Source organism: Mesorhizobium sp. B2-8-9 (assembly GCF_006439475.1).
Classification (GTDB): domain Bacteria; phylum Pseudomonadota; class Alphaproteobacteria; order Rhizobiales; family Rhizobiaceae; genus Mesorhizobium.
This window is the reverse complement of sequence record NZ_VFTQ01000025.1, coordinates 42889-67725: the sequence shown is the minus strand read 5'-3', so window position 1 is coordinate 67725 and position 24837 is coordinate 42889. Positions and strand designations below refer to the sequence as shown.

Annotated in this window: 18 protein-coding genes; 9 read left to right on the top strand and 9 right to left on the bottom strand. The window is 64.8% G+C overall.

Annotation, left to right across the window (positions count from 1 at the left end):
- Positions 1–45 precede the first annotated feature (45 nt).
- Both FJ423_RS25015 and FJ423_RS25010 read right to left on the bottom strand, forming a co-directional pair.
- Positions 46–1842, bottom strand: a complete 1797-nt coding sequence (locus tag FJ423_RS25015; RefSeq protein ID WP_140845685.1) for an acyl-CoA dehydrogenase — start codon at positions 1840–1842, stop codon at positions 46–48.
- 234 nt (positions 1843–2076) lie between these two features.
- The gene (locus FJ423_RS25010; protein ID WP_140845707.1) at positions 2077–2541 is read right to left on the bottom strand and encodes a MerR family DNA-binding transcriptional regulator; all 465 of its coding nucleotides are present in this window, start codon (positions 2539–2541) and stop codon (positions 2077–2079) included.
- A gap of 450 nt (positions 2542–2991) precedes the next feature.
- On the opposite strand from FJ423_RS25010, the gene FJ423_RS25005 reads away from it, so the two are divergent.
- From FJ423_RS25005 to FJ423_RS24990, 4 genes are all read left to right on the top strand, one after another.
- On the top strand, positions 2992–7014 hold the full coding sequence (locus tag FJ423_RS25005; RefSeq protein WP_140845684.1) for an SEL1-like repeat protein: 4023 nt from the start codon (positions 2992–2994) through the stop codon (positions 7012–7014).
- Positions 7015–7205: 191 nt separating this feature from the next.
- Positions 7206–8129, top strand: coding sequence for a sulfite exporter TauE/SafE family protein (locus FJ423_RS25000; protein ID WP_095765915.1), 924 nt, complete (start codon positions 7206–7208; stop codon positions 8127–8129).
- Positions 8129–8920 carry a TIGR02186 family protein gene (locus FJ423_RS24995; protein ID WP_095765916.1) on the top strand — a complete coding sequence of 264 codons (792 nt, stop codon included), beginning with the start codon at positions 8129–8131 and terminating at the stop codon, positions 8918–8920. The genes FJ423_RS25000 and FJ423_RS24995 overlap by 1 nt, the downstream gene beginning before the upstream one ends.
- Before the next feature lie 200 nt (positions 8921–9120).
- Positions 9121–10377 carry an Hsp70 family protein gene (locus tag FJ423_RS24990; RefSeq protein ID WP_140845683.1) on the top strand — a complete coding sequence of 419 codons (1257 nt, stop codon included), beginning with the start codon at positions 9121–9123 and terminating at the stop codon, positions 10375–10377.
- 341 nt (positions 10378–10718) lie between these two features.
- Here the strand turns inward: FJ423_RS24990 and FJ423_RS24985 are convergent, their stop codons facing one another.
- The gene (locus FJ423_RS24985) at positions 10719–11606 is read right to left on the bottom strand and encodes a LysR substrate-binding domain-containing protein (RefSeq protein WP_140845682.1); all 888 of its coding nucleotides are present in this window, start codon (positions 11604–11606) and stop codon (positions 10719–10721) included.
- Here FJ423_RS24985 and FJ423_RS33690 point away from each other — a divergent pair.
- From FJ423_RS33690 to FJ423_RS24970, 4 genes are read left to right on the top strand one after another with little or no spacing between them, the layout of a single operon-like run.
- Entirely contained in the window at positions 11556–11888 is a 333-nt protein-coding gene (locus FJ423_RS33690) for a hypothetical protein (protein WP_181174893.1), read from the top strand. The genes FJ423_RS24985 and FJ423_RS33690 overlap by 51 nt on opposite strands.
- Positions 11885–14815, top strand: coding sequence for a molybdopterin oxidoreductase family protein (locus FJ423_RS24980; RefSeq protein WP_140845681.1), 2931 nt, complete (start codon positions 11885–11887; stop codon positions 14813–14815). The genes FJ423_RS33690 and FJ423_RS24980 overlap by 4 nt, the downstream gene beginning before the upstream one ends.
- On the top strand, positions 14812–15546 hold the full coding sequence (locus FJ423_RS24975; RefSeq protein WP_140845680.1) for a 4Fe-4S dicluster domain-containing protein: 735 nt from the start codon (positions 14812–14814) through the stop codon (positions 15544–15546). Before FJ423_RS24980 ends, FJ423_RS24975 begins: the two co-directional genes overlap by 4 nt.
- 2 nt (positions 15547–15548) lie before the next feature.
- Entirely contained in the window at positions 15549–16487 is a 939-nt protein-coding gene (locus FJ423_RS24970) for a DmsC/YnfH family molybdoenzyme membrane anchor subunit (RefSeq protein WP_140845679.1), read from the top strand.
- Positions 16488–16490: 3 nt separating this feature from the next.
- Here FJ423_RS24970 and pdeM read toward each other — a convergent pair whose 3' ends face one another.
- From pdeM to FJ423_RS24945, 5 genes are all read right to left on the bottom strand, one after another.
- Complete coding sequence (gene pdeM / locus FJ423_RS24965) at positions 16491–17207, bottom strand: ligase-associated DNA damage response endonuclease PdeM (protein WP_140845678.1); 717 nt, start codon at positions 17205–17207, stop codon at positions 16491–16493.
- Positions 17208–17225: 18 nt separating this feature from the next.
- Positions 17226–19757, bottom strand: coding sequence for a ligase-associated DNA damage response DEXH box helicase (locus FJ423_RS24960; RefSeq protein WP_140845706.1), 2532 nt, complete (start codon positions 19755–19757; stop codon positions 17226–17228).
- Between the two features lie 272 nt (positions 19758–20029).
- Positions 20030–20890, bottom strand: a complete 861-nt coding sequence (locus FJ423_RS24955) for an NlpC/P60 family protein (RefSeq protein ID WP_140845677.1) — start codon at positions 20888–20890, stop codon at positions 20030–20032.
- Positions 20891–20927: 37 nt separating this feature from the next.
- Complete coding sequence (locus FJ423_RS24950; protein WP_040985896.1) at positions 20928–21278, bottom strand: MarR family winged helix-turn-helix transcriptional regulator; 351 nt, start codon at positions 21276–21278, stop codon at positions 20928–20930.
- Between the two features lie 68 nt (positions 21279–21346).
- Positions 21347–22711: a leucyl aminopeptidase family protein gene (locus tag FJ423_RS24945; RefSeq protein WP_140845676.1), complete on the bottom strand. Its 1365-nt coding sequence runs from the start codon at positions 22709–22711 to the stop codon at positions 21347–21349.
- A gap of 122 nt (positions 22712–22833) precedes the next feature.
- Here FJ423_RS24945 and FJ423_RS24940 point away from each other — a divergent pair, with 122 nt between their 5' ends.
- Entirely contained in the window at positions 22834–23661 is an 828-nt protein-coding gene (locus FJ423_RS24940) for a tetratricopeptide repeat protein (protein WP_140845675.1), read from the top strand.
- 151 nt (positions 23662–23812) lie between these two features.
- Here the strand turns inward: FJ423_RS24940 and FJ423_RS24935 are convergent, their stop codons facing one another.
- Complete coding sequence (locus FJ423_RS24935) at positions 23813–24829, bottom strand: type II secretion system F family protein (RefSeq protein WP_140845674.1); 1017 nt, start codon at positions 24827–24829, stop codon at positions 23813–23815.
- Positions 24830–24837: the final 8 nt, after the last annotated feature.

Genomic DNA, 24837 nt, shown 5'->3' with positions numbered 1-24837 from the left:
TCCGCGTTCCGACACTTGTGGGCCGGCGGTGCCGGCCCGCCGAACCTAGAACGCTTCCGCCGGCAGCGCCATCAGCGTGTCCGCGCCACTCGATATGCGGGCGAGACGCGCCGCCGTTTCCGGCATGACGCGCTCCATGAAGAAGCGCGCGGTCGTGAGCTTGGCGTCGTAGAACGCGCCAGCGCCGTTGGCGCCGTCCGCGAGCTTCGCCTCAGCGGATTTCGCCATCTGCGCCCACATGTAGCCCAGCGCCACCAGGCCGAAGAGATGCATGTAGTCGCTCGAGGCCGCACCGGCATTGTCGGGCTTGGCCATGGCGTTCTGCACCAGCCACATGGTGGCCGCCTGCAGGTCGTTGAGGCCCTTCTTCAGCGCCTTGGTGAAGGGCGCCATCTTCTCATCAGTGCGGTTTTCCTCGCAGAACTCGCCGACTTCCTTGAAGAAGGCCTGCACGGCGCGACCGCCATTCTGCGCCAGCTTGCGGCCGACGAGGTCGAGCGCCTGGATGCCGTTGGCGCCTTCATAGATCATGGCGATGCGGGCGTCGCGCACGAACTGGCTCATGCCGTGTTCTTCGATGTAGCCGTGGCCGCCGAACACCTGCTGCGCCATGACCGCGTGGTCGAAACCCTTGTCGGTGAGCACGCCCTTGACCACCGGGGTCATCAGGCCGGTGTAGTCGTCGGCCGCCTGGCGGTCCTTGTCGTCACCGGAACGGTGCGCGACGTCGGACTTGATCGCCGTCCACAGCGCCAGCGCGCGGCCGGCCTCGTTGAAGGCCTTCATGGTCATCAGCGAGCGGCGGATGTCGGGATGGACGATGATCGGGTCGGCCTTTTTGTCCGGCGCCTTGGCGCCCGACAGCGAGCGGCCTTGCAGGCGGTCCTTGGCGTAGGAGACGGCGTTCTGGTAGGCGATCTCGGCGACCGAGAGCCCCTGCAGGCCGACGCCGAGACGGGCCTCGTTCATCATCGTGAACATGGCCTTCAAGCCGCCGTTCAATTCGCCGAGCAGCGTCCCCTCCGCCTCGTCATAATTCATGACGCAGGTCGAGTTGCCGTGGATGCCCATCTTCTCCTCGATCGAGCCGCAGAAGACGGTGTTCCTCTCACCGGGATTGCCCGAGGCATCGAGCTTGAATTTCGGCACAATGAACAGCGAGATGCCCTTGACGCCTTCCGGCGCGCCCTCGGCGCGGGCAAGCACCAGGTGGACGATGTTGTCCGCCATGTCGTGCTCGCCGGCGGAGATGAAGATCTTCTGGCCGGAAATTCTGTAGGTGCCGTTGCCGTTGGGAACGGCCTTGGTGCGCAGCAGGCCGAGGTCGGTGCCGCAATGCGGTTCGGTCAGGTTCATGGTACCGGTCCAGGTGCCCTCGATCAGCCTGGGCAGCCATGTCGCCTTCTGCTCCTCCGTGCCGTGGGTGACGATCGCCGCGATCGCGCCTTGCGTCAGGCCGGGATACATCATCAGCGCCATGTTGGCGGAAACCATATATTCGGAAACAGCCTGGTGCACCGTGTAGGGCAGGCCTTGGCCGCCGAACTCGACGGGTGCCGCAAGCCCCATCCAGCCGCCTTCGCGATACTGGTCGTAGGCGTCCTTGAAACCCTTCGGCGTCGTTACCGAGCCGTCGTCATGGCGCACGCAGCCTTCCATGTCGCCGACGCGGTTCAGCGGATGCATGACGTTTTCGGCCAGCTTGGCGCCTTCGGCGAGGATCGCCTCGAGAACGTCGGGCGTTGCGTCCGAGAAGCCCGGAAGATTGGAATAGCGCTGATAACCCAGCACGTCGTTGAGCACGAACAGCGTGTCCTGGATCGGCGCCCTGTAGATCGTCATGCCTTCCTCCGCCCTTACGGTCCCGGCCCGACCAGCAAGTCGCCTGTCCACGTCCTGGACAGGAGGCCGGGCCAATGTCGATGCTGCGATAGCAAATATTGACGTTTGCGTAAACGTCAACTTCGTCGCAGTCAAAAATTTTGTGAGTGGTCAGGCATCCTGGCGACAAAAAAGCCGCGCGGCTATGGCCACGCGGCTTTCAGTTTTTGGATTGTCGCCGTTGAACGCGTGCGTTCACCCGGCGGCGCTGGCCTGCGGCGCCGCGGTGCGCTCGACGAGCATCTGGCGCACGACGGACATCGAGTTGCTCAACTCGCCGATGGCGTCGTCGATCAGCGCGCGCTGCTTCTGCAGGCGGGCGAGTTGCTTCTCCGACTTGTCGAGGGCCAGCCGCAACTGCCTGGTGTTGGTGCCGGTCGGATCGTAGAGATCCATCATCTGCTTGACATCGCGCAGCGAGAACCCGACCTTGCGGCCGAGCAGGATCAGCTTCAGGCGAGCCTTGTCGCGGCGCGTATAGAGACGGGTCGAGCCGTCGCGATGCGGATTGAGCAGGCCCTTGTCTTCATAGAAACGCAGCGTGCGCAGCGTCACACCGTATTTCTTGGCCATCTCGCCGATGCGGACGAATTCCTCGCCGGCTTCGACCGGGATGTCATTGGTATTGGCCGCGGCTTCGCCGGGCGAAACAAGTTTCATGGTCACTGGCTTTCCCCTGGCGGCGTCGCGGTCGCGGACCAAGCGTCGCCTGAATGGAAGCAGGGGCGTGCTTCCAATCGTGGTTGCAACAAATCAATCGCAAGAGGCACGGTTCGCACCTTTTACGTTTACGTCAATTCTATATCGATAGCCGCAAGGTGACGCAAGGGCGTTGTCGAAACGGAGCTTTATGCCGCACCCCGCCAGGCGGCTGACGATTATGCGCGGCTTCTTAAGCTTGGTTAACGCCTTGTTTACCACGTTGGGCGAAATGTGCGCATGTCGGTCACCCGTGTTTATCCTGTAGAGAATTTTTCACGGTTTTCGAAGCGTGGGTGAAAACCCGGGAAGCCCGTCTTCCTCCGCAGCAAAACCGCTCGGCTCGCTTCGTTTCCGGCAGGCTAATGGGAGACCGGCCTCCGGCCGGCCATTCTGAACACGGGCGCATCGATGAACAGCAAGCGGTCCTATCTCGATACACTCAATGCCGGCAGGCAACGCCGGCCGCACGCCTCGCTCGAAGAACTGAACCGCTCGCTCGAAACCCTGGAGCAGCGGCTGGACCGCACGCGCGCCGACATGCCCGATCGCCCCGACCTGCGGCGGCCGCCAGTCGAGCCGCGTTATCCAAGCACGCAGCCTTACGGCCAGCCGCGGTGGTACGAAGACACCTATGCCGCGCAAAGACCCCTGGACCGGCCGCAGCAGAACCCGGCGACGCAGAATCCTGGCTCACAGTATCAGCGGCCGCAACCGCGCGCGCCGCAAAATCCGGCGCCCGCCGCGCCCGCCTTCGACCAGGGCTATCAGGCGATCGCGCGTGACATCGACCGGGTGCGCGGCCAGGAAGACAGCGTCGCCATGGTCGGCAAGATCGCCGTCGAATTGCGCGGGCTGCGCGAGGAATTGCGCCACCAGATGACCGCCGGCCTGCAGCGCGAATTCGAGGCGTTTCGCCAGGACATCGACCGCGCTATGCAGCGCGGCGCCAACGGCCTGCCGGATAAGAGCAGCGCCGAGCTCGGTCTCGAATTCGAGCGGCTTTCGGGCGCCATCCAGACACTGGCCGAAAAGAGCGACGACCGCAGCGTCAACCTGCTGCGGCTAGAACTGGAACAGGTGAAGGGCGCGCTGGACACGCTGGCACGCGAGGAAAGCGTGCAGAAGGTCGACCGCCGCTGGGACGATTTCGACCGCCGCTGGAGCGCCTTCGAAGACCGCGTCGACGCCGATCAGCGCAAGCGCGCGGAAGGCCCGAGCCTTTCGGTGCTGACCGACCGGCTCGAACAGATCAGCAGCGCCGTCAACAACCTGCCGGAATCGCTTTCGCTGCGCTCGCTGGAGGAAAAGGTGCGCACGCTTGCCGGCGCGGTCGACCGTTTCGCCAGCCAGCAGACTATGCGCGGCGGCGAGACGCTGGCCATGATCGACGAGCGGCTGGACGAGATTTCCCGCGCCATCGTCGCCTCGACGGTGGCCGCGCAGGCCAATGCCTTCGACCCCGAGACCTTCGGCCGGATCGAGAAGCGCATGGCTTCGCTGGCGGCGCAGATCGAAGAGGTTGCGCAGTCGCGGCCCGGCGCGGAAGTCATTGATCACCTCAACCTTCTTACCAGCCGTGTGGATCAGTTGGCCGGCAGGGCAGACCTGCCCGAGCAGGCCATGGAGCGGCTCGGTAAGCAGATCGCCTTGATCACCGACAAGATGGACCGCGCGCAGGCCATGCCCGACGCCGATCATATCTTCCAAGGCCTGGAACAGCGCTTCGAGGCACTGTCCATGTTAATCGAGCGCCGCCAGGGCGATGCGATGGAACAGGGCAATATGCTGTTTCGCGATCTAGAGCGTCGGCTGGACGAGGTCGCGGACCGGCTCGACCAGCGCATGCGCCAGGATGAGAGCGCCGGCATCATGGAGGTGATCGACGCCCGCTTCACCGCTTTGGCCAAGCGCATCGAGACACGCACGCCGGATCCCGCCAACGACGCGGCGATCCGCGGGCTGGAGAGCCGGCTCGAGGATATTTCCAGCCGGCTGGAAATGTCCGCGCAGCAGGTCGCGGGCATCGATCCGGCGCTGATCCGCAGCCTGGAGGCGCAGGTCGCCGGCCTGTCGGCGCATCTTTCCAAGCCCGGCACGCCGCTGCCCGAATTCGAGGACATCAGCCCGCGCCTCAACGAGATTGAGAAGTCGCTGGCGGGCACGCGCGATTCCATCCTGACCGTGGCGCGCGAGGCGGCTGAGAGCGCCGTCAGATCGCTTGCCGACTCGACGTCCAGCACGGCCCAGAGCAACGCGACCGCCGTTGCCGGCCTCGCCCAGGACCTGAAGACGCTCGAAGCGCTCACCCGTCGCTCCGACGAGCGCAATTCGCGCACCTTCGAGGCGATCCACGACACGCTGCTCAAGATCGTCGACCGGCTCGGCTCGCTCGAAGCGGGCGAGACCAGCGAAGCGGTCAGCGAACTGGTGGATCCGCAGCCGGCCGGTAAGCGCGGCGGCCGCGGCGGTAAGATCGCGGTGCAGGACGCGCCTTCGATGGATATCGACCAGCCGCTGCCGCTCACGGGGGACATGGCCGGTCTCGAAGGCCGTACGGCTGCGATCATGCGCGATGAGCCAGACGCGCCGCGCACGCCTGCCGAGGCCGCGGCGGCAGCAGCCATGGCGGCCCTCGGGCCGGATGCGATCGGCGACAAGAGCGAGACGGCCGGCCGCAGGAGATCGATGTTCAGCGGCCTGGCGCGCGCTTTCAAGGGCAAGAAAGATGCGGACACGCAGCCGCTTGCCGGCTCTGCGCCGGTCGGTGACGTGCCAAGCGTCGACATCGACGAGCCGCTCGACCCCAAGGCCGCCAACCGGCCGTTGGAGCCCGGTTCCGGCGCGCCGGACCTCAACGCTATCATGAAACGCGTGCGCGACGAGCGCGGCGGCCAGCCGGTCAAGCGCAACGAGAGCGATGCCGCCAAGTCCGATTTCATCGCCGCGGCCCGCCGCGCGGCCCAGGCCGCAGCCGCGGAAGCCGACACGCTGAAGCGGCAATCGACCCTGACCGGCCCGGTGAAGGCGCTGAGGATAGGCGACCTGCTCAAGGCGCGGCGCAAGCCGATCCTGATGGCGGCGGCCGCGATCATGATGGCGCTGGCCGGCCTGCAGTTGGGCAAGGCCTTTTTGTCAGATCCGGTCGAGACGGCCAACAACCAGCCCGCACCGGTCGTCTCTCCGCAGACGGTCGACACGGAAACAGCACAGGACGAAAGCGGCGCGGCCCGGCCCGTCAGGCAGGCCGAGCCCGTCAAGGACGCGGCACTCGCCGCTTCTACATCTTCCAGTCCCGAAAATGCCGCAGCCATGCCCGCCGAACCGGCGCCCGCGCCAGTGGCGCTTGCTGCGCCTGCCGCGCCGGTGCCGGCTCCCATGGCTTCGGCAACGCCGCCCGAACCCGCCGCCGCAGCCGTCTCCGCGGCGGATACGGATGGCGACACGCAGCCGATGGCCAAGGACCCCATGACGGCCAGTCCGGCAGCCGAGGGCGCCGCCGCCAGCACACCGACGGCCACGTCCGTCGACACGACAGGCGCCGTGCCGCCGGCCGGGAGCCAGGCAGCCGCGGCCAAATTCGATATCCCTTCCGAAATCGGTCCGGTGGCGCTGCACGACGCGGCCGCCGGCGGCGACGCCAAGGCGCTGTTCGAGATCGGCTCGCGCTATGCGGAATCGCGCGGCGTGAAGGAAGACATGAAGGCGGCCGCCAAATGGTACGAGCAGTCGGCCGAGCTCGGCTTCGCGCCGGCCGAATACCGCATCGGCAATTTCTACGAAAAAGGCATCGGCGTCGCGCGCGACATCAAGAAGGCCAAGACCTACTACCAGCTCGCCGCAGAACAGGGCAATGCCAGCGCCATGCACAATCTGGCGGTGCTGTTCGCCATGGCGGCGGACGGCGTGACCGACAATGAATCGGCGACGCACTGGTTCCAGGAAGCCGCCGACCTCGGCGTCAAAGACAGCCAGTTCAACCTCGGCATCCTGGCTGCCAAGGGCGTCGGCATGAAGCAGAACCTGGAGGAATCCTACAAGTGGTTCGCGCTCGTCGCCAAGACCGGCGACAAAGACGCTGCGGCCAAGCGCGACGAGATCGCCAATGCGCTCAGGCCCGAACAGCTCGAGCGGGCGCGCGCCGCCACGGAATTGTGGAAGGCCAAGCCGCTCAACGCGGCCGCCAACTCGGCCGACGTTCCGGAGTCCTGGCAGGACAGCACTCCGCAGACGACCGCCGGCATCGATATGAAGAAGGCGGTGAAGAACATCCAGCTGATCCTCAACAAGAACGGCTATGATGCCGGCGGCGCCGACGGCGTTATGGGCGGCAAGACCAAGACCGCCATCATGGCCTTCCAGACCGACAACAAGATGAAGCCGACGGGCGAGATCGACGCGCCGCTCGTCAAGGCGCTCCTGGCGCACAAATAACGGCGGACGCGTCGCATATGCGACGCCCTGCCACACATTTGCCTGTTAACTGATTGAGATGGTTTTTGTTTCGGCGCGGCGGCGGGCTTGATCCCGCCGCCGCGCCGGCGCAAGAAAAAATTGGCTTTTCGGTGCTTTACTGTCCGGGGACGGCACTGTGCGCCGGCAGACAAACTGATCGAGACAGACGGGTGGGCATCTATCTCCCGATCGCGGAAATTTCCGTCAACATCTTCGTGCTGCTCGCGATGGGCGCCGCGGTGGGTTTCCTGTCGGGCATGTTCGGGGTCGGCGGCGGCTTCCTGATCACGCCGCTTCTGATTTTCTACAACATCCCGCCGGCAATCGCCGTCGCCACCGGCGCAAACCAGGTCATCGCCTCCTCCTTCTCCGGCGCGCTTTCACATTTCAAGCGCGGCACGCTCGACTTCAAGCTGGGCGGCGTGCTTTTGGCCGGCGGCATCGTCGGCTCGACGGCCGGTATCTTCGTCTTCGCGCTGTTGCGCCGGCTCGGCCAGCTGGACCTGTTCATCTCGCTGCTCTACGTCGTGCTGCTCGGCACGGTCGGCGGGCTGATGCTGTTCGAAAGCGTCAACGCGCTGCGAGCCAGCCGCAGCGGCGCCGCGCCCGTCCTCAAGAAATCCGGCCAGCACAACTGGATCCACCGGCTGCCGTTCAAGATGCGCTTCCGCGCTTCGAAGCTGTTCGTCAGTGTTATCCCTGTGCTCGGGCTCGGCGCCGGGATAGGTTTCCTGTCGTCGATCATGGGCGTCGGCGGCGGCTTCATCATGGTGCCGGCGCTGATCTACCTGCTCAAGGTGCCGACCAATGTCGTCATCGGCACCTCGCTGTTCCAGATCATCTTCACCTCGGCCTATACGACGCTGGTGCATGCCACGACCAACCAGACGGTGGACGTGATCCTGGCCTTCCTGCTGATGGCCGGCGGCGTCGCCGGCGCGCAATATGGCGCCAAGGCCGGCCAGAGGCTACGCGGCGAACAGCTGCGCGCGCTTTTGGCGATGCTGGTGCTGGCCGTCGCCATCCGCCTTGCCGCCGATCTCTTCGTGACGCCGCCAAATCTCTATTCTCTGTCCGCCGCGGGGCTCAACTGATGGCGGCGCGACGAGCATTTGCAGCCGCCGTCTCGTTGTCGATGCTCTTTGCCCTTTCCCCGGCGACGGCGCAGACGCCGCCCGCCGAAAGCATTCAGATCGGCCTGTCGACGGATGCCATTTCCATCACGGCGGGCTTCTCCGGCGCCGACCTGACGATCTTCGGATCGCTGGAGAATCCCGATCCGCTGATCGCGCGCCAGGGGCGCTACGACGTGATCGTCGTGCTCGAAGGGCCGCCAAGGCCGGTCGTCGTCCGGCGCAAGGATCGCGTGCTCGGCGTCTGGATCAATCTGGATTCGGAGACGTTCGAGAACGTGCCGGTTTCCTATTCCGTCGCGACGACGCGACCGCTGCAGGACATCGCCGAGCCCGCCAAATACAAGCAGCTCTCGCTGGGCGCGCAGAACCTCTACATGAAGCCCGCCGACGAGACCGACAGCCCGGCGACGATCGAGGAATTCACCGCCGCGCTCCGCGACCGCAAGGCAGCGACGGGCCTCTACAGCGAGAATGTCGGCGGCGTGCAATTCCTGTCGCAGAACCTGTTTCGCGCTACCGTGCGGCTCGCGCCCAACGTGCCGGTCGGAACCCATAAGGCCCGCGCGTTCCTGTTCAAGAGCGGCATGTTCGTCAAGGAAAGCTCGGCCCAGCTCGAAATCCGCAAATCTGGCTTCGAGCAATCGGTCTTCCGCGTCGCGCATGATGATTCGTTCCTCTACGGCGTGTTTGCGATATCGCTGGCCATGCTGACCGGCTGGCTGGGCCGGCTCATCTTCCGCAAGGACTGATGCTTCGGGAAGAATCGGAAGACCCATTTTCCGTTCGAAACAGGGTTTCCCTTTTCCCGGTTTTGCGATACATCGCCGCCTCCCAGCCCTAGGGATAAGCACACACATTTCGACTTCGGCAGAGCGGTCCGGCACTCGGATGACGGCGCGCAACGCGTCGCCGACGATCTGCCGCCATGAAGCAAAGACAGGAGGCTGCGATGCGATCGGCATTCGGCGGCATCGATTTCGGCACGTCCAATTCGACCGTGGGCGTGATCCGCGACGGCCGGGCGCGGCTGGTGGCGCTGGAGGGCGAGCAGCCCACTCTGCCGAGCGCCGTGTTCTTCAACTTCGAGGACGGCTACACCTATTTCGGCCGCCGTGCGATCAGCGACTATACCGACAGCATCGAAGGGCGGCTGATGCGCTCGCTGAAGAGCGTGCTTGGCAGTTCGCTTGCCAACGAGAAAACGCGCATCAAGGCACGCCAGATCGGCTTCATCGACATCGTCGGCCTGTTCATCGACCACCTCAAGAAGCGGCTGGAAGAAGATGCCGGCGGTCCGGTCGACAACGTCGTGCTGGGCAGGCCCGTGCAATTCGTCGACGACGACGCGGCTGCCGATGCGAAGGCGCAAGGCGAACTTGAAAAGGCCGCCCGCGCGCAGGGCTTCAAGCACATCGCCTTCCAGTTCGAGCCGATCGCGGCGGCGCTCGATTACGAGCAAAAGGTTTCCCGCGAGGAGCTGGCGCTGATCGTCGACATGGGCGGCGGCACCTCCGATTTCTCGATCGTACGAGTCTCGCCGGAGCGCGCCCGCTCGACCGACCGCAAGGCCGACATATTAGCCAACCGGGGCATCCATATCGGCGGCACCGATTTCGACCGGCTGCTCAGCATCGCCCATGTCATGCCCGAGCTCGGCTATCTGACGCGGACCAAGGACCACAAGCGGAACCTGCCCGCGGCCTATTTTATCGATCTGGCGACCTGGCAGCGCATCAACCTCGTCTACACCGCCAAGGCGATGAACGACCTGCGACAGATCCGCTACGAGGCCGAGCGGGCCGACCTCGTCGACCGCTTCATCCACGTCGTCGAGCATCGCTACGGCCATGCGATGGCGGGCCTAGTCGAGAGGGCCAAGATCGCGCTCACGGACCAGCCCTCGGCCGAAGTGAGGGTGTCGCTACCCGGCGCGCGCTTCGCGGCCGAGATCACGCGCGCCGGCCTCGAGGAGACCATCGCGAGCGATATCGAACGCGTGGCCGCGACGGTCAAACACACGATCGCCGACGCCGGCATCCCTGCTTCGGCCATCACCGCCGTGTTCCTCACCGGCGGTTCGACCGCCATCCCGCTGGCGAAACGGCAGATCCTGGCGCTGGTGCCGCAGGCCGCGGTCATCGAAGGCGATATGTTCGGCTCGGTCGGCCTGGGCCTCGCGCTCGACGCACAGCGCAAATACGCGTGAGCGTTTTGCCGCAACGTAGCTGCGGGGGTTGTCCATCGGGTAGCGACGGCATGCCCGGAAGGTTGGTCGAAACGCCCGTGACGTAGTCATCCACGGGCGGAGCAAGGAGCGAAGCGACGCGGCGCAGACCCGAGGATCCATTCCGTGAGTTTGAAGCGTTGCTCCGGTGCAGAATTCTGCTCCGCTGCATTCCACGTCGAAGGTCACGGAATGGATCCTCGGGTCTACGCTCCGCTTCGCGTCGCTCCGCCCGTGGATGACGAAGTTCGGAGGCTTTCGGCTAGTCGCGAGCGCTCGCAATGATCAGCATCCAAATGATACAGTTCGGATGCCGCCTGGGCTCAGCTGGCCCTTCCACCCAGATGCGCCTTCAGCGCCATCTGCGCGAGGCTCGCCTGGCGGTCGCGATGCGTGATCATGGCGAAATCGCGCTTCGGCAATTCGACCGGCACGGCCCTGAGGCTGCCCTCCGCCAAAGAGCGCGCGACCACCAGTTCCGAGATGATTGTCGCCCCTGCGCCGGCCTCGACCGCCTGACGCACGGCCTCATTGCTGGGCAGGACGAGGAAAATCTGCAACTCGGCCGGCGGGACTCCCTGGCTAAGCGCGAAATCCTCCAGCGCCTCGCGCGTGCCCGACCCGCCTTCCCGGATGATCCAGCGCAGCGCCCTGATGTCGAGGTTCCCCGCCCGCGTCGTCGGAATTTCGGGATGCGAGCGCGCCACCACTAGCATCGGACGGTCTTCGTCGACCGTGGCGCGGCGCAGGATGTCGGACTCGGTGCGGCCCTCGACCAGGCCGAAATCGGCCCTGCCGTCCAGCACATTGGTCTCGACCTGCCTGGTGTTGCCGATTGTCACGCTGAGCTTCACGGCAGGATAGGCCTCGTGGAAGGACGCCAGGCGGCGCGGCAACCAGTAGCTGGCGATGGTCTGACTGGCCGCGATCGACAGGCTGCCGGCGACGGTCTGCGAGACATCCTCCAGCACGCCACGGGCCGCCACGGCGCGATCCAGAACCGCCTTCGCCTCCGGCAGGAAGCGGTGGCCGGTCTGGGCCAGCTCGATGTTGCGGCCGACCCGGTTGAACAGGCGCACGCCGTGCTGGCTTTCGAGCGCGCGAATGGCAGCCGACGCCGCCGACTGCGAGATGCCGAGCCGCTCGGCAGCCTTGGTCATATGGCCGTGCTCGGCGACAGCGACGAAGATGCGCAACTGATCGAGTGTCATGGGCTAACTAAGAAGCAAAATCGATCGGAATTACAAGAGCTGCTTGTTAGACGCATCAATAGCTTTGTTCTAAGTTTTTATCGGAAGTTGGAAAAATTAGCTGCATTTCCGTCAACGGTTGAAATGATCGAGCGTTTCAAATCCTTGTTCGCGCATTGGAACCGCCGGCTGAAGCGGCAGCTCGCCGGCGAGCGCTATCATCCCGAGCTCCACTATATGCGCGGCCCGGGTCCCAAGACGAAGGCCAAGATGGCGACCGGCAAGAGCGTTCGCGGATCATGAACCCCGGCGCGCCGCGCGGCGCCAATTCCGCACCCTCGCAGCGGCCGCTGGCGGACAGCCGAGCACCAAACGAGGGCGATGGCGTCGAGACCTCGCCCGAAATCTCCGACCGCATCGCCAAGACCACCTGCTACATGTGCGCCTGCCGCTGCGGCATCGACGTCCACATCAAGGACGGCAAGGTGCGCTACATCAACGGCAACAAGGACCATCCGGTGAACCGCGGCGTGATCTGCGGCAAGGGCAGCGCCGGCATCATGCAGCATTACAGCCCGGCGCGGCTGAAGAAGCCGTTGCTGCGCACAGGTCCGCGCGGCTCCGGCGAATTCCGCGAGATCGAGTGGGAGGAAGCGCTGACCATCGCCACCGAGAGGCTGTCGGCGATCCGGCGCACCGACCCGAGGAAGCTTGCCTTCTTCACCGGGCGCGACCAGTCGCAATCGCTGACCGGCTGGTGGGCGTCAAAATTCGGCACACCCAACTTCGCCGCCCATGGCGGCTTCTGTTCGGTCAACATGGCGGCCGGCGGCCTCTATACGATCGGGGGCTCGTTCTGGGAATTCGGCGAGCCCGACTGGGACAACACCAGATACTTCATGCTGTTCGGCGTCGCCGAAGACCACGATTCCAACCCGATCAAGATCGGCCTAGGCAAGCTCAAGGCACGCGGGGCCAAGGTGGTTTCGATCAATCCCTGCCGCACCGGCTACAATGCCATCGCCGACGACTGGATCGGCATTCGCCCCGGCACCGACGGCCTGTTCGTGCTGGCGCTCGTCCACGAACTGCTCAAGGCCGGACGCGTCGATCTCGACTATCTGCTGCGCTACACCAACGCGCCCGTGCTGGTCGTGCAGGAACCGGGGACCGCCGACGACGGCCTGTTCGTGCGAGACGGCGACGGCAACCCGCTTGCTTGGGACAGAGTGGCCAAGCAACCGGTCAACGCAACCGACCCCGAAGCAAAACCGGCGCTGACCGGCAGCTATCAGATCGGCGAACAGCGCTGTGTGCCTGTCTTCCAGCTCATCGCCGAACGCTATCTTGACGAGACCTATTCGCCGGACGCGGTAGCGGAGCGCTGTGGTGTCGATGCCGACACGATCAGGCGCATCGCGGCGGAACTGGCGCATGTCGCCTTCGAGCAGACGATCGAGCTGCCGGTCGCCTGGACCGATTGGGCAGGCCGGCGACACGAGACGATCAGGGGCCGCCCCGTCTCGATGCATGCCATGCGCGGCATCTCGGCCCATTCCAACGGCTTTCACACCTGCCGCGCCATCCATCTGCTGCAGGTTCTGCTGGGCACCGTCGATGTTCCAGGCGGTTTCCGCTTCAAGCCGCCCTACCCGCGCCCGGCGCCGCCGGAGCCGAAGCCATGCGGAAAAAACGTTCGGCCGATGACGCCGCTGGACGGCATGCCGCTCGGCTTCGTCTGCGGCCCGGACGATCTTCTCGTCGACGAGGCCGGCCGGCCCACCCGCATAGACAAGGCCTATTCCTGGGAAGCACCCCTGGCCGCGCACGGGCTGATGCACTCGGTCATCCGCAATGCCTGGGCCGGCGATCCTTATCCGATCGACACACTGATGATGTACATGTCGAACATGGCGTGGAACTCGTCGATGAATACGGTCGAGACCGTTCGTATGCTGACCGACAAGGACGAGGCGGGCGCCTACAAGATCCCCTTCATCATCTATTCCGACGCCTATTATTCCGAGACGGTGGCGTTCGCCGACCTGGTGCTGCCAGACACCACCTATCTCGAGCGGCATGACTGCATCAGCCTGCTCGACCGGCCGATCAGCCATGCGGACGGTCCGGGCGACGCCATCCGCCATCCCGTGGTGCAACCGGACCGCGACGTGCGGCCGTTCCAGTCGGTGCTGATCGAGCTCGGCGCGCGGCTTGGCCTGCCCGGCTTCGTCGACGAGGACGGTTCGGCGAAATACCGCGACTATGCCGATTATATCGTCAATCACGAACGCACCCCCGGCATCGGCCCTTTAGCCGGCTGGCGTGGCGAGAATGGCGACTCGATCGGCAGGGGCGATGTCAACCCCGACCAGCTGCAGCGGTACATCGACAATGGCGGCTTCTGGCACCACGATTTTTCCGACGACCAGCGCTATTACAAGATGGGCAACCGCGCTTATCTCGATTTCGCGGTCGAGATGGGTTTCATTTCCAAGGCCGAGCCTATCGTCTTCCAGCTCTACTCGGAGCCGATGCAGCGGTTCAGGCTTGCCGGGCGCGGCCATGGCGAGGTGCAGCCGCCGGACGCCGAGCGCGGCCGCATCGAGGCCTATATGGACCCGCTGCCCTTCTGGTACGCGCCCTTCGAGGACAGTACCGTCGACCTGCAAAAATATCCGCTGCATGCGCTGACGCAGCGGCCGATGCACATGTACCATTCCTGGGGCTCGCAAAATGCGTGGCTGCGGCAGATCACCAGCCAGAACCGGCTGTTCGTGCATAGGCAGACCGCCACCGAGCTTGGCCTTTCCGACGACGACTGGGTGTGGATCGAAAGCGCCAACGGAAGGGTGAAAGGCCAGATTAAGCTGATCGACGGCGTGAACCCGGATACGGTGTGGACCTGGAACGCGATCGGCAAGCGGCGCGGCAGCTGGGGCCTGAAGGACGATGCGGCGGAGAGCAATCGCGGATTCCTGCTCAACCATATCATCGGCGACCAGACGGCGGCCGATGCCAACGGCAAGCGCTATTCGAATTCCGATCCGGTCACCGGACAGGCCGCGTGGTTTGACGTGCGCGTGCGGATCGTCAAATGCGCGGCGCAAGAAGCCGGCTTGACGGAGCCGCAATTCGAGCGTTTCGCCCAGCCGCCGCATTTCGAGCCTTCGCCGGACGTGCTTCGCTTCGGCGCGGAATTCCGCATGAAGAGGGAAGCCGCCGAATGACCTGTCTTCCCGCTCGAACCGAGAAAAAACTCGGCCTCGTCATCGACCTCGACACCTGCGTCGGCTGCCAGGCCTGCGTCACCGCCTGCAAGGAGTGGAACACTGGCGGCCACATGGCGCCGCTGACCGACATCGATCCCTATGGCGGGCATGTCGACGGCGTCTGGTTCAACCGGGTGCATAGTTATGAGCACACGACGGAACAAGGCGGCCGCACGGTGAACTTCCCGCGCTCCTGCCTGCATTGCGAGCAGCCGGCCTGCGTCACCGTCTGCCCGACCGGCGCCTCCTACAAGCGCGCCTCGGACGGCATCGTGCTGGTCGACGAGGACAAGTGCATTGGCTGCAAATTGTGCAGTTGGGCCTGTCCTTACGGCGCGCGTGAATTCGACACCGATGTCGGCGTGATGAAGAAATGCACGCTGTGCGTCGACCGGATCTACAACGACAATCTGGCTGAGGAGGACCGGGTGCCCGCCTGTGTCGCCGCCTGCCCGACCAGCGCCCGGCATTTCGGCGATTTCGGCGATCCGGCCTCGGCGATTTCGCAGCTTGTCGAGGAGCGTGGCGGCGTCGCGCTGATGCCGGAGCTCGGCTACCAGCCGACCAACAGATATCTGCCGCCGCGCGCCCGCAGCCAACGCCCGGCGAAGGTGGACGCGCCGGCGCTGGAGCCGATCCGGGCCGAGGGCGGCTTCCTCGGCTGGGTCGACCGCATGCTTTCGAACTGATCATGCATCCCGCCTTCTCGGTCGTCTTCTTCACCACTGCCACCGGCGCCGGCTACGGCCTGCTGGCACTGCTCGGCCTGCTTGGCGGATTTGGCGTGATCCCGGCCGATTTCTGGCTTGGCCTTGTCGGCATGGGGCTGGCGCTCGGCCTGATCGCGGCCGGCCTGTTGTCCTCGACCGGCCATCTTGGCCGCCCTGAGCGAGCCTGGCGCGCTTTCTCGCAATGGCGCAGCTCGTGGCTGTCGCGCGAAGGCGTGGCCTCGGTCGCCACCTTGATTCCGGCCGGCCTGTTCGGCATCGGCTGGGTGTTGCTCGGCAGGAGCGGCGGCTGGGTAGCGATCGCCGGCCTGCTGGCGGCGGCAGGCGCGGTCGTGACAATCTGCACGACCGCCATGATCTATGCTTCGTTGAAGCCGATCGCGCAGTGGCACAGTCGCTATACTTTGCCGGCCTATCTCATCTTCGCGGTGATGACCGGAAGCGTTCTCGCCAACGCCTTGCTCCAGGGGTTCAAGCTGGGTTCAACGGCGATGCCGATCTGGGCTCTGCTTGCCACGCTCGCCGGCTGGGGCTGGAAGCTTGCGACTTGGCGCTACAATGACCGGCTGGAAATCCCGACCACCGCCAACACAGCGACCGGCCTTGCCGGCGGCACGGTGCGTTCCATCGAGTGGCCGCACACGGAAGAGAACTATCTGCTGAAGGAAATGGGATTCCGCATCGCGCGCAAGCATAGCGCCAAGTTGCGGCTGATCACGCAGGTGCTGGCATTCGCGGTGCCAGCCATTCTGCTGGCGATCGCGTACTTCCTGCCAAGGCCCTTAAGCGCAATTGCATCCATGCTTGCAGCCGTCGCGCAGTTCGCCGGCATGCTGGTCGAGCGCTGGCTGTTCTTCGCCGAGGCGAAGCATACGGTCACCCTCTATTATGGCAGGGAGTAAGCTTCAGCCCGGTCTGAGCATCGAGCCGGAGATAGCAAAAATGCGTTCGGCGCCCAGCATATAGGCCATTAGCGTCTCCAGCCGGAACAGGCCGGCATAGGCGCGGTCGAGAACGTTGAGCGAGCCGGTATAGGCGCCGAAGGCCGGCATGATCATGCGGCCGCCATCGCCGGCAAAGCAGCGCCGCCTGACCGAGCGCCCGCGCTGAACGATGCGCGCGCATGGATGGAGGTGGCCTGATATCTCGCCCTCCACCCGGACCTTCGACGGCTCGTGACGGAAGAGCAGCGAGCCGATGGCGAGTTCCCGCATGGTCTCGCCCGGCAGGTCGGCTGGCGCATCCGGGTCGTGGTTGCCGGCGACCCAGAACCAGTCGCGGCCGGCCATCATCGCCTCCAGCCTTTCGCGGAAACTCAGATGCATGCGCTCGGCACCGCCGCCGTCATGGAAGGAATCGCCCAGGCTGACGACGATGCGCGGCTGATAGTCGGCGATCACCGCCTGAAGCCGCAGCAGGGTGGCCCCGGTGTCGTAAGGCGGGATCAGCGCGCCGCGCCTGGCGAAAGAAGAGCCTTTTTCGAGATGCAGATCGGAGACCGCGAGCAGCCGCAGATCGGGGAAATAGAGCACGCCGCGCCGGTCGCAGACCGCGCGCTCGCCGGCGATGCCGACAGGGTCGGCCTCGGCGATCAGCGTTGCGCGCGACAGCGAAAAATTCATCCCCTCTTAGGCCTTCTTTCAGTCCGCCATCTCCGGCCCCATGGCCTCTTCGACGAGCGTGGCGGCATCCATCAGCAGCGTCTCGTCTGCCTCGCCATTCACCGGCATCTTGCCGATTTCAAGCATGATCGGCACGGCCAACGGCGATATCTGCTCAAGGTTCTTATGCATGATTCGACCGCGGATGCGCGAGAGCATCTCGGCAAGTCTGCTGACATCGAGCAACCCGGTCGCGGCATCCGTACGGGTGGCCTGCAGCAGAATATGGTCGGGTTCATGGCTGCGCAACACGTCATAGATCAGGTCTGTCGACACGGTGACCTGGCGGCCGCTTTTTTCCTTGCCTGGGTGGCGCTTCTCGATCAATCCGGAAATCAGCGCGCAGTTGCGGAAGGTGCGCTTCAGCAGCCAGCTGTCGGCGAACCAGGCTTCGAGATCATCGCCCAGCATGTCCTGATCGAATAGCGTGGCCAGCGACGGTTTTCTGTTCTTGAACATCCAGCCCATGTCGGCTAGCGACCAGATGGCCAGCGCATAATCGGTAGCGACGAAGCCGACCGGCTTGGCGCCCGCCCGGTCAAGGCGACGCGTGAGCAGCATGCCGAGTGTCTGATGCGCGAGCCTGCCCTCAAACGGATAGGCTACGAGGTAGTAGCGGTTGCCGCGTGGAAAAGTCTCGATCAACAGGTCGTCGCGTTTCGGCAAAACGGACTTGTCCGCCTGAAATCTTAACCAGTCAGCGACCTGCTCAGGCAGTTTCTTCCAGCGTTGCGGGTCGTCGAGCATGGCCCGCACCTGCTCGGCGAGATAGGTCGAAAGCGGGAATTTGCCGCCGCCATAATAGGGCACCTTCGCGTCACTGCCCGGTGCGTTCGAGACGAAGCACTCGTTCTCGCGAATGCCTTCGAAGCGCAGGATCTTGCCACCGAACATGAAGGTGTCGCCGTGGGTCAAAGTCTCCAGAAACGCTTCCTCGATCTTTCCCAGCACCCTGCCGCCGCGCGAGGCCGCCCCTCTGCTGCCGGCCTGGACGTAACGCACATTGAGCGCCGGCACTTCGATGATGGTGCCGACATTCAGCCTGTATTGCTGGGCGACGGCCGGATTTGAAACCCGCCACAAGCCTTCCTTGGTCTGTCGGATGCGGGCATAGCGCTCGTAATTTCTCAGCGCGTAGCCGCCGGTGGCGACGAAGTCGATGACCCGGTCGAATGTCGGCCTGTCCAGGCTGGCGTAAGGCGCGGCCGTCCTTACTTCATCGAACAGCGTGTCGGCATGGAACGGCGCCCCGCAGGCGCAGCCCAGCACGTGTTGAGCCAAGACGTCCAGCCCGCCATTGACAAGCGGCGGCGTGTCCTGGGCGCCGAGATAGTTGGCATCGAGCGCCGCCCGGCATTCCAGCACTTCGAAGCGGTTGGCCGGGATGAGAATCGCCTTTGAGGGCTCGTCCATACGATGGTTGGCACGGCCGATGCGCTGCGCGAGCCGGCTGGCGCCTTTCGGTGCGCCGACATGCACGACCAGATCCACATCGCCCCAGTCGATGCCGAGATCCAGCGTCGAGGTAGCGACGATGGCGCGCAAGGCGTTTTCGCCCATGGCCTTCTCGACGCGGCGGCGCTGGGCGACATCCAGCGATCCGTGATGAAGCGCGATCGGCAGCGTGTCTTCATTGACGCGCCATAGTTCCTGGAACAGCAGCTCGGCCTGGCTGCGCGTGTTGACGAACAGCAGCGTGGTCTTGTGCCGCTTGATCTCGCGGTAGATCTCAGGCGTGGCGTAGCGGGCGGAGTGACCGGCCCAGGGCACCCGCTCTTCCGAGTCGAGGATCGATATCTCGGGCTTCGCGCCGCCGGTGACGACGATGAGCTCGGACATGGCGCCTGGAGAAGCCTGGCTTACCAGCCAGCGCCGCAACTCGTCCGGCTCGGCCACGGTCGCCGACAGGCCTATGGTTTGCAACCCGGGCACAAAGGCGCGCAAGCGCGCAAGGCCGAGCGCCAGCAGATGGCCGCGCTTCGAGGTGACAAGCGAATGCAATTCGTCGAGCACAACATAACGCAAATCCGCGAAGAAGCGCTTTGCGTCGTTTGAAGCGATCAGCAGCGCGAGTTGCTCGGGCGTGGTGAGCAATATGTCGGGCGGCGCCAGTTTCTGCCGCTGGCGCTTGTGCGAAGGCGTGTCGCCGGTGCGCGTCTCGATGGTGACAGGCAAGCCGATCTCCTGGACCGGCTTGCCGAGATTGCGCTCGATGTCGACGGCCAGCGCTTTCAGCGGCGAGATGTAGAGCGTGTGGATGCCGCGGCGGGCTTCGCCCGGCCTTCGCTTGGGACGGTTGGCCAACTCGGTCAGCGACGGCAGAAAGCCGGCCAGCGTCTTGCCGGCGCCGGTCGGCGCGATCAGCAGCACCGACTGGCCGCTTTGAGCCTTCGCCAGCAGCTTGAGCTGATGGACGCGCGGCGACCAGCCCTTTTCGCCGAACCATTTGACGAATGGCTCAGGCAGCAGGACGGCGGCATTCTGTTCGGCAAGGCGCGGCTGCTCGGTCACGCGCAAGAGGTAGCGCGGCGGCAAGCAATCGCCAAGGAAAATCGGAACAAAAGGGGATCAGCGCGATTCTTCCTTCCCCCCTTGTGGGGGAAGGTGGATTGCCGCGTAGCGGCAAGACGGATGAGGGGTGCTGGAAGAAACGAGACCTGACTAGATAAAGGTGCTAAAGACGCTTAGCTCTTCAACGTAGCGATCCGTCCAGCACCCCTCATCCGTCTCGGCGCTGCGCGCCGATCCACCTTCTCCCACAAGGGGAGAAGGGGAGGCTGGCGCTACGGCCTCCGAAACCCAGTCGGACCGCCATAAAGATAGCCGATGCGGTCGACAGCCTCTTTAAGGCCCTCGCGCGAGACGAGCATGGTGTGGCCGTTGGCGTGGATCATGTCTCTTTCGTCGGTCATGATCGCGACATGGCCTTTCCAGAAGACGAGATCGCCGCGCCGGAGACCTGAATAGTCCGGACCCGGCTCAAACGGCGTGCCGATCGACGCCGCCTGCATATCGGAGTCGCGCAGGACATCCTTGCCCGTCATGCGCATCGCCAACTGCACGAGGCCGGAGCAGTCGATGCCGAAGCCGGAGGCACCACCCCAGAGATAAGGCGTGCCGAGGAAGCTTTCGGCGACCGTGACGTAATCCTCGGCCAGCTCGGCGATCGGCCGCAGATGGTGGGCGACGATCGCCTGGCCGGAGGGCAGCAGCGCATAATGCGTGCCGCGCGTTTCGGCCGAACCGGTCACCGTCACGGTCGATCCCATCGACAGCTGCCCGCTGATCGGGAAGCGCAAATCGGGGCCTGGATAGAGGAAGGTGCGCGGCACGGAGACGACATGCGTGGGCGCATGTTCGCGTGCGCCAATCAGATTGTCGGCCACATAGCCGACATAACCGTCGCGCTCGGCCTGCACCCAGGCCCAGCCTTCCGCGTCCTCGAAAACGAGCACGACGTCGCCGAACAGCGCCTGCGTGTTGACGCCCGCGTCGGGGCGCGGCGCCTTGCGCAGGTCGGCGACAGCGGCCGTGATCCGCGCCGGGCGGCCGGTGACGAAACGGTCGGCCGCGACCTCGCCCTTCAGCCTCGCATCGGCAAGGTCGGAGCGGAAGGCATGAAGGCGGGCATCCCTGGCGGTCAAATCGATAATCCAGTCATATCAGATAAGGGCAATGAGGTCAGATGGGCAGTTCGTGCGCCCTGGCGACGATACCATCGCCGAAGCGCTCGACAAAGAGCGCGCCTTCCACCGTGCGCCGGATCAGCACGTTGCGCTTGTCGAGCTCGTCGCGGTGGCGCGAGACCAGCTTCAGCGCGCCCATCGTGTCCAGCGCCCGGGTGATGACCGGCTTGGTGACGTTGAGCTTGGCGGCCAGCCCGCGCACCGTATGGGGCGGCGGATCGAGATAGATGGTGAACAGGATAGCCGTCTGGCGCATGGTGAGATCGGGCTCGCCGTCGCGCACCTGGGCCAGCATCACCTGCTGCCACAGTCGCAAGGCCTGGCTCGGGCGCATCGAGATCGACATCGCCCAAGCATGCCGGCAAATTGTTTCGGTTCCGTTTCAGTGACGATCTGCCACCTTGGTCTTCCGGCCTAGGCAAATCGCTGCGTAATTATCCGCTCCAGCGCGCGAATGCCTTGCGCTTCGCCGCCGGTCAGGCCGTAGGGTCGGTCGGCCGGGTTCCAGGCGAAGATGTCGAAATGCGCCCAGCTGTGAGTCTTCTCGACAAAGCGCTTGAGGAAAAGCGCGGCGGTGATCGATCCGGCAAAGCCGTCCGTCGTCACATTGTTGATGTCAGCGATCTTCGAGGAAAGCTTTGCATCATAGGGGCGCCACAAAGGCATGCGCCACAGTGGATCCTCGACCGCGACCGACGCCGCGGCCAGGTCGGAGGCAAGCGTCTCGTCGTTGGTGTAGAAAGGCGGCAGATCGGGCCCCAGCGCGACGCGGGCGGCTCCGGTCAGCGTCGCCATGTCGACCAGCAAAGCGGGCTGCTCCTCGTCGGCCAGCGCCAGCGCGTCGGCCAGGATCAGCCTGCCTTCGGCGTCCGTGTTGCCGATCTCGACCGTGATGCCCTTGCGGCTCCTGAGCACGTCGCCGGGCCGGAAGGCATTGCCGGCGATCGAATTCTCGACGGCGGGGATCAGCACGCGCAGCCGGACATTCAGTCTCGCCGCCATGATCATGGCGGCGAGACCGAGCACGTTGGCGGCGCCCCCCATATCCTTCTTCATCAAAAGCATGCCCGACGACGGCTTGATGTCGAGGCCGCCGGTGTCGAAGCAGACGCCCTTGCCGACCAGCGTCACCTTCGGCGCGTCGCCCGGTCCCCAAGTTATGTCGATCAGCCGCGGCGCGCCGGTCGAGGCCCGGCCGACGGCGTGGATCATCGGGAAATTCCGCATCAGGAGATCGTCGCCATGGATCACCGAGATATCGGCGCCATGGGCGGTCGCCAGTTTTCGGGCGGCTTCTTCCAATTCGACCGGACCGAGGTCGCTGGTCGGCGTGTTGACGAGGTCGCGTGTCAGGAACACGCTGTCGGCGACACGGCGGACATGCGCCGCGTCGGCGCCCTCCGGAAGCGCGAAGCGCAAAGCCTTGCCGGGCTTCTTGCCGTAGCGAGTAAAGATATAGCCGCCGAGGACAAGCGCGAGCGCCGCGAGATCGGGTTGCGCCGGGCGCGACGCGAAATGCCAGTCGCCTTCCGGCAACGCCCTTGCGAGCGCGCCGAGGGCAAGAACGCTCTCGCCATCGCCTGTGCCGAACAACGCGCCGGCAAGGCCGCCACCCTCGCCCGGCAAGACCAGCGTGCGCCCTGCTTCGCCAGAAAAACCGTTGGCCCTTGCCCAGGCGATGGCGGAGGGCGGCAGTGCCGCGGCTTCAAGGGCGTCCTTCGCCACCAGATAGACAGGCAAGGCGGCTTCCGGCTTCTGCTCAACGAGTTCGACAGGCATGCTATGATCTCCGGCCGAACCGTCCGAGTCGGCGCTTCTTAACGGTCCGTTAGGGTTAACAGAATATTTCTGCCGGAGGGAAGACGGCCAGCCAATGGCCGCACAGGAATGGAGACCGGGCGATGCCGACCGAAGCGTTGAACCTTACAGCCAAGCGTCTGATCACCACGGCTTTCATGGCGGCGCTGGCGACCAGCGTGGCGGGTTGCGGCAGCACCAGCAAGTTCACCACGGGCTCCATCTCCCGCTCCGACAACAGGCCGCTGGAAACGATGTCGTCCGGCGAATTGCGTACCGCCACGTCCAGGCTCGGCCAGTCCTATGCCCGCAATCCGGGCGACAAGCGCATCGCGATGAATTTCGCGGCGGCGCTGCAGATGGATGGCGATGCCGACCAGTCGCTGGCGGTGATGCGCAAGCTGGCGATCGCCTATCCCAAGGATCGCGAGGTGCTTGCGGCCTATGGCAAGGCGCTCGCCGCCAACGGCCAGTTCGAACCGGCCCTCGATGCCGTGCGGCGCGCGCAGACGCCCGAATATCCGGACTGGAAGCTGGTGTCGGCGGAAGCCGCCATTCTCGACCAGATGGGACAGAAAGACGAAGCGCGGCAAGACTATCGCAAGGCGCTGGAACTGAAGCCGAACGAGCCTTCGGTGCTGTCCAATCTCGGCATGTCCTATGTGCTCGAAGGCGACCTGCGCACGGCAGAAACCTATATGCGCTCGGCCGCGCAGCAGCCCGGCGCCGACAGCAGGGTGCGGCAGAACCTCGCGCTGGTCGTCGGCCTGCAGGGCCGCTTCGACGAAGCCGAGAAGATCGCCTCGCAGGAACTGTCGCCCGAACAGGCGCAGGCCAACGTCGCCTATCTGCGCCAGATGCTTGCCCAGCAGAACGCCTGGAGCCAATTGAAGGATCAGGACAAGAACAAGGCGAAGGTCGCCACGAACTGACCGCGGACGGCATTGCCAATCGACCACCGTTGAAATCAAAAAAGCCGCGCGGATCCCGCGCGGCTTTTTTGATTTGAAGCGAACGGCCCTATCTCTTTGTTTTTACGCAATTCCGGACGGAAAACCGCTCAACACTTTTCCTGGAATTGCTTTACTGGCTCGAGGAGCTGTGCTGGTCGCCGAAGATGCCGCGCTGGCTGACCTGGATGCCGGCCGGTCCCAGAATGATGGCGAACAGAACCGGCAGGAAGAACAGGATCATCGGCACGGTAAGCTTCGGCGGAAGTGCCGCGGCCTTCTTCTCGGCGGCGTTCATGCGCATGTCGCGGCTTTCCGAGGCGAGCACGCGTAGCGCGTGCGCCACCGGCGTGCCGTAGCGTTCGGCCTGGACCAGGGCCTGGGACACCGACTTCACCGATTCCAGGCCGGTGCGGCTTGCCAGGTTCTCATAAGCGTTCTTGCGGTCCTGCAGATAGGACAGCTCCGCATTGGTGAGCACGAATTCCTCGGCAAGCGCAACCGACTGCGTGCCGATCTCGTCGGCAACCCTGCGCAGGGCCGCTTCCACCGACATGCCGGATTCCACGCAGATCAGCATCAGGTCGAGCGCATCCGGCCACGCCAGCTGGATCGACTGCTTGCGCTTGGTCGCGCGGTTGTTGACGTAGAGGATCGGCGCATAGAAGCCGCCATAGGCGACAACGACACAGACGAACAGCTTGATGAAGGCCGGCTGCTGCGGCAGGCCGCCGAGCATGAACAGATAGATGGCCGCCAAGGCAAAACCGACGAATGGCAGGACCAGGCGGAAAAAGAGGAAGCGCGTCAGCGGGTTCTGGCCGCGGAAGCCCGCGACCTTGAGCTTCTGGATCGTGCTTTCATCGGCAAGCGCCCGCCTGAGATCCAGGCGGTCGACGATGTTGCGCATGCCGATCGACTGTTCCTCGCGCAGGCCCTTGCGGCGGCGGTCGGCCTCGTTGGCCAGCCGCGCACGCTGCTCGGCGCGCATTTTGTCGCGTTCGAGCGCCACGCTTTTCATACGCGACTTGAGCGACGTGCCGCCGAACGCCGGCATGAGCGTGAAGACGGTCGCGAACACGGCGATGCCGACCAGCATCGCGATCAGGAAAGAAGGGTCGGTGAGTGTTTTGACGACCTGCTCTGTCACCGGATCCG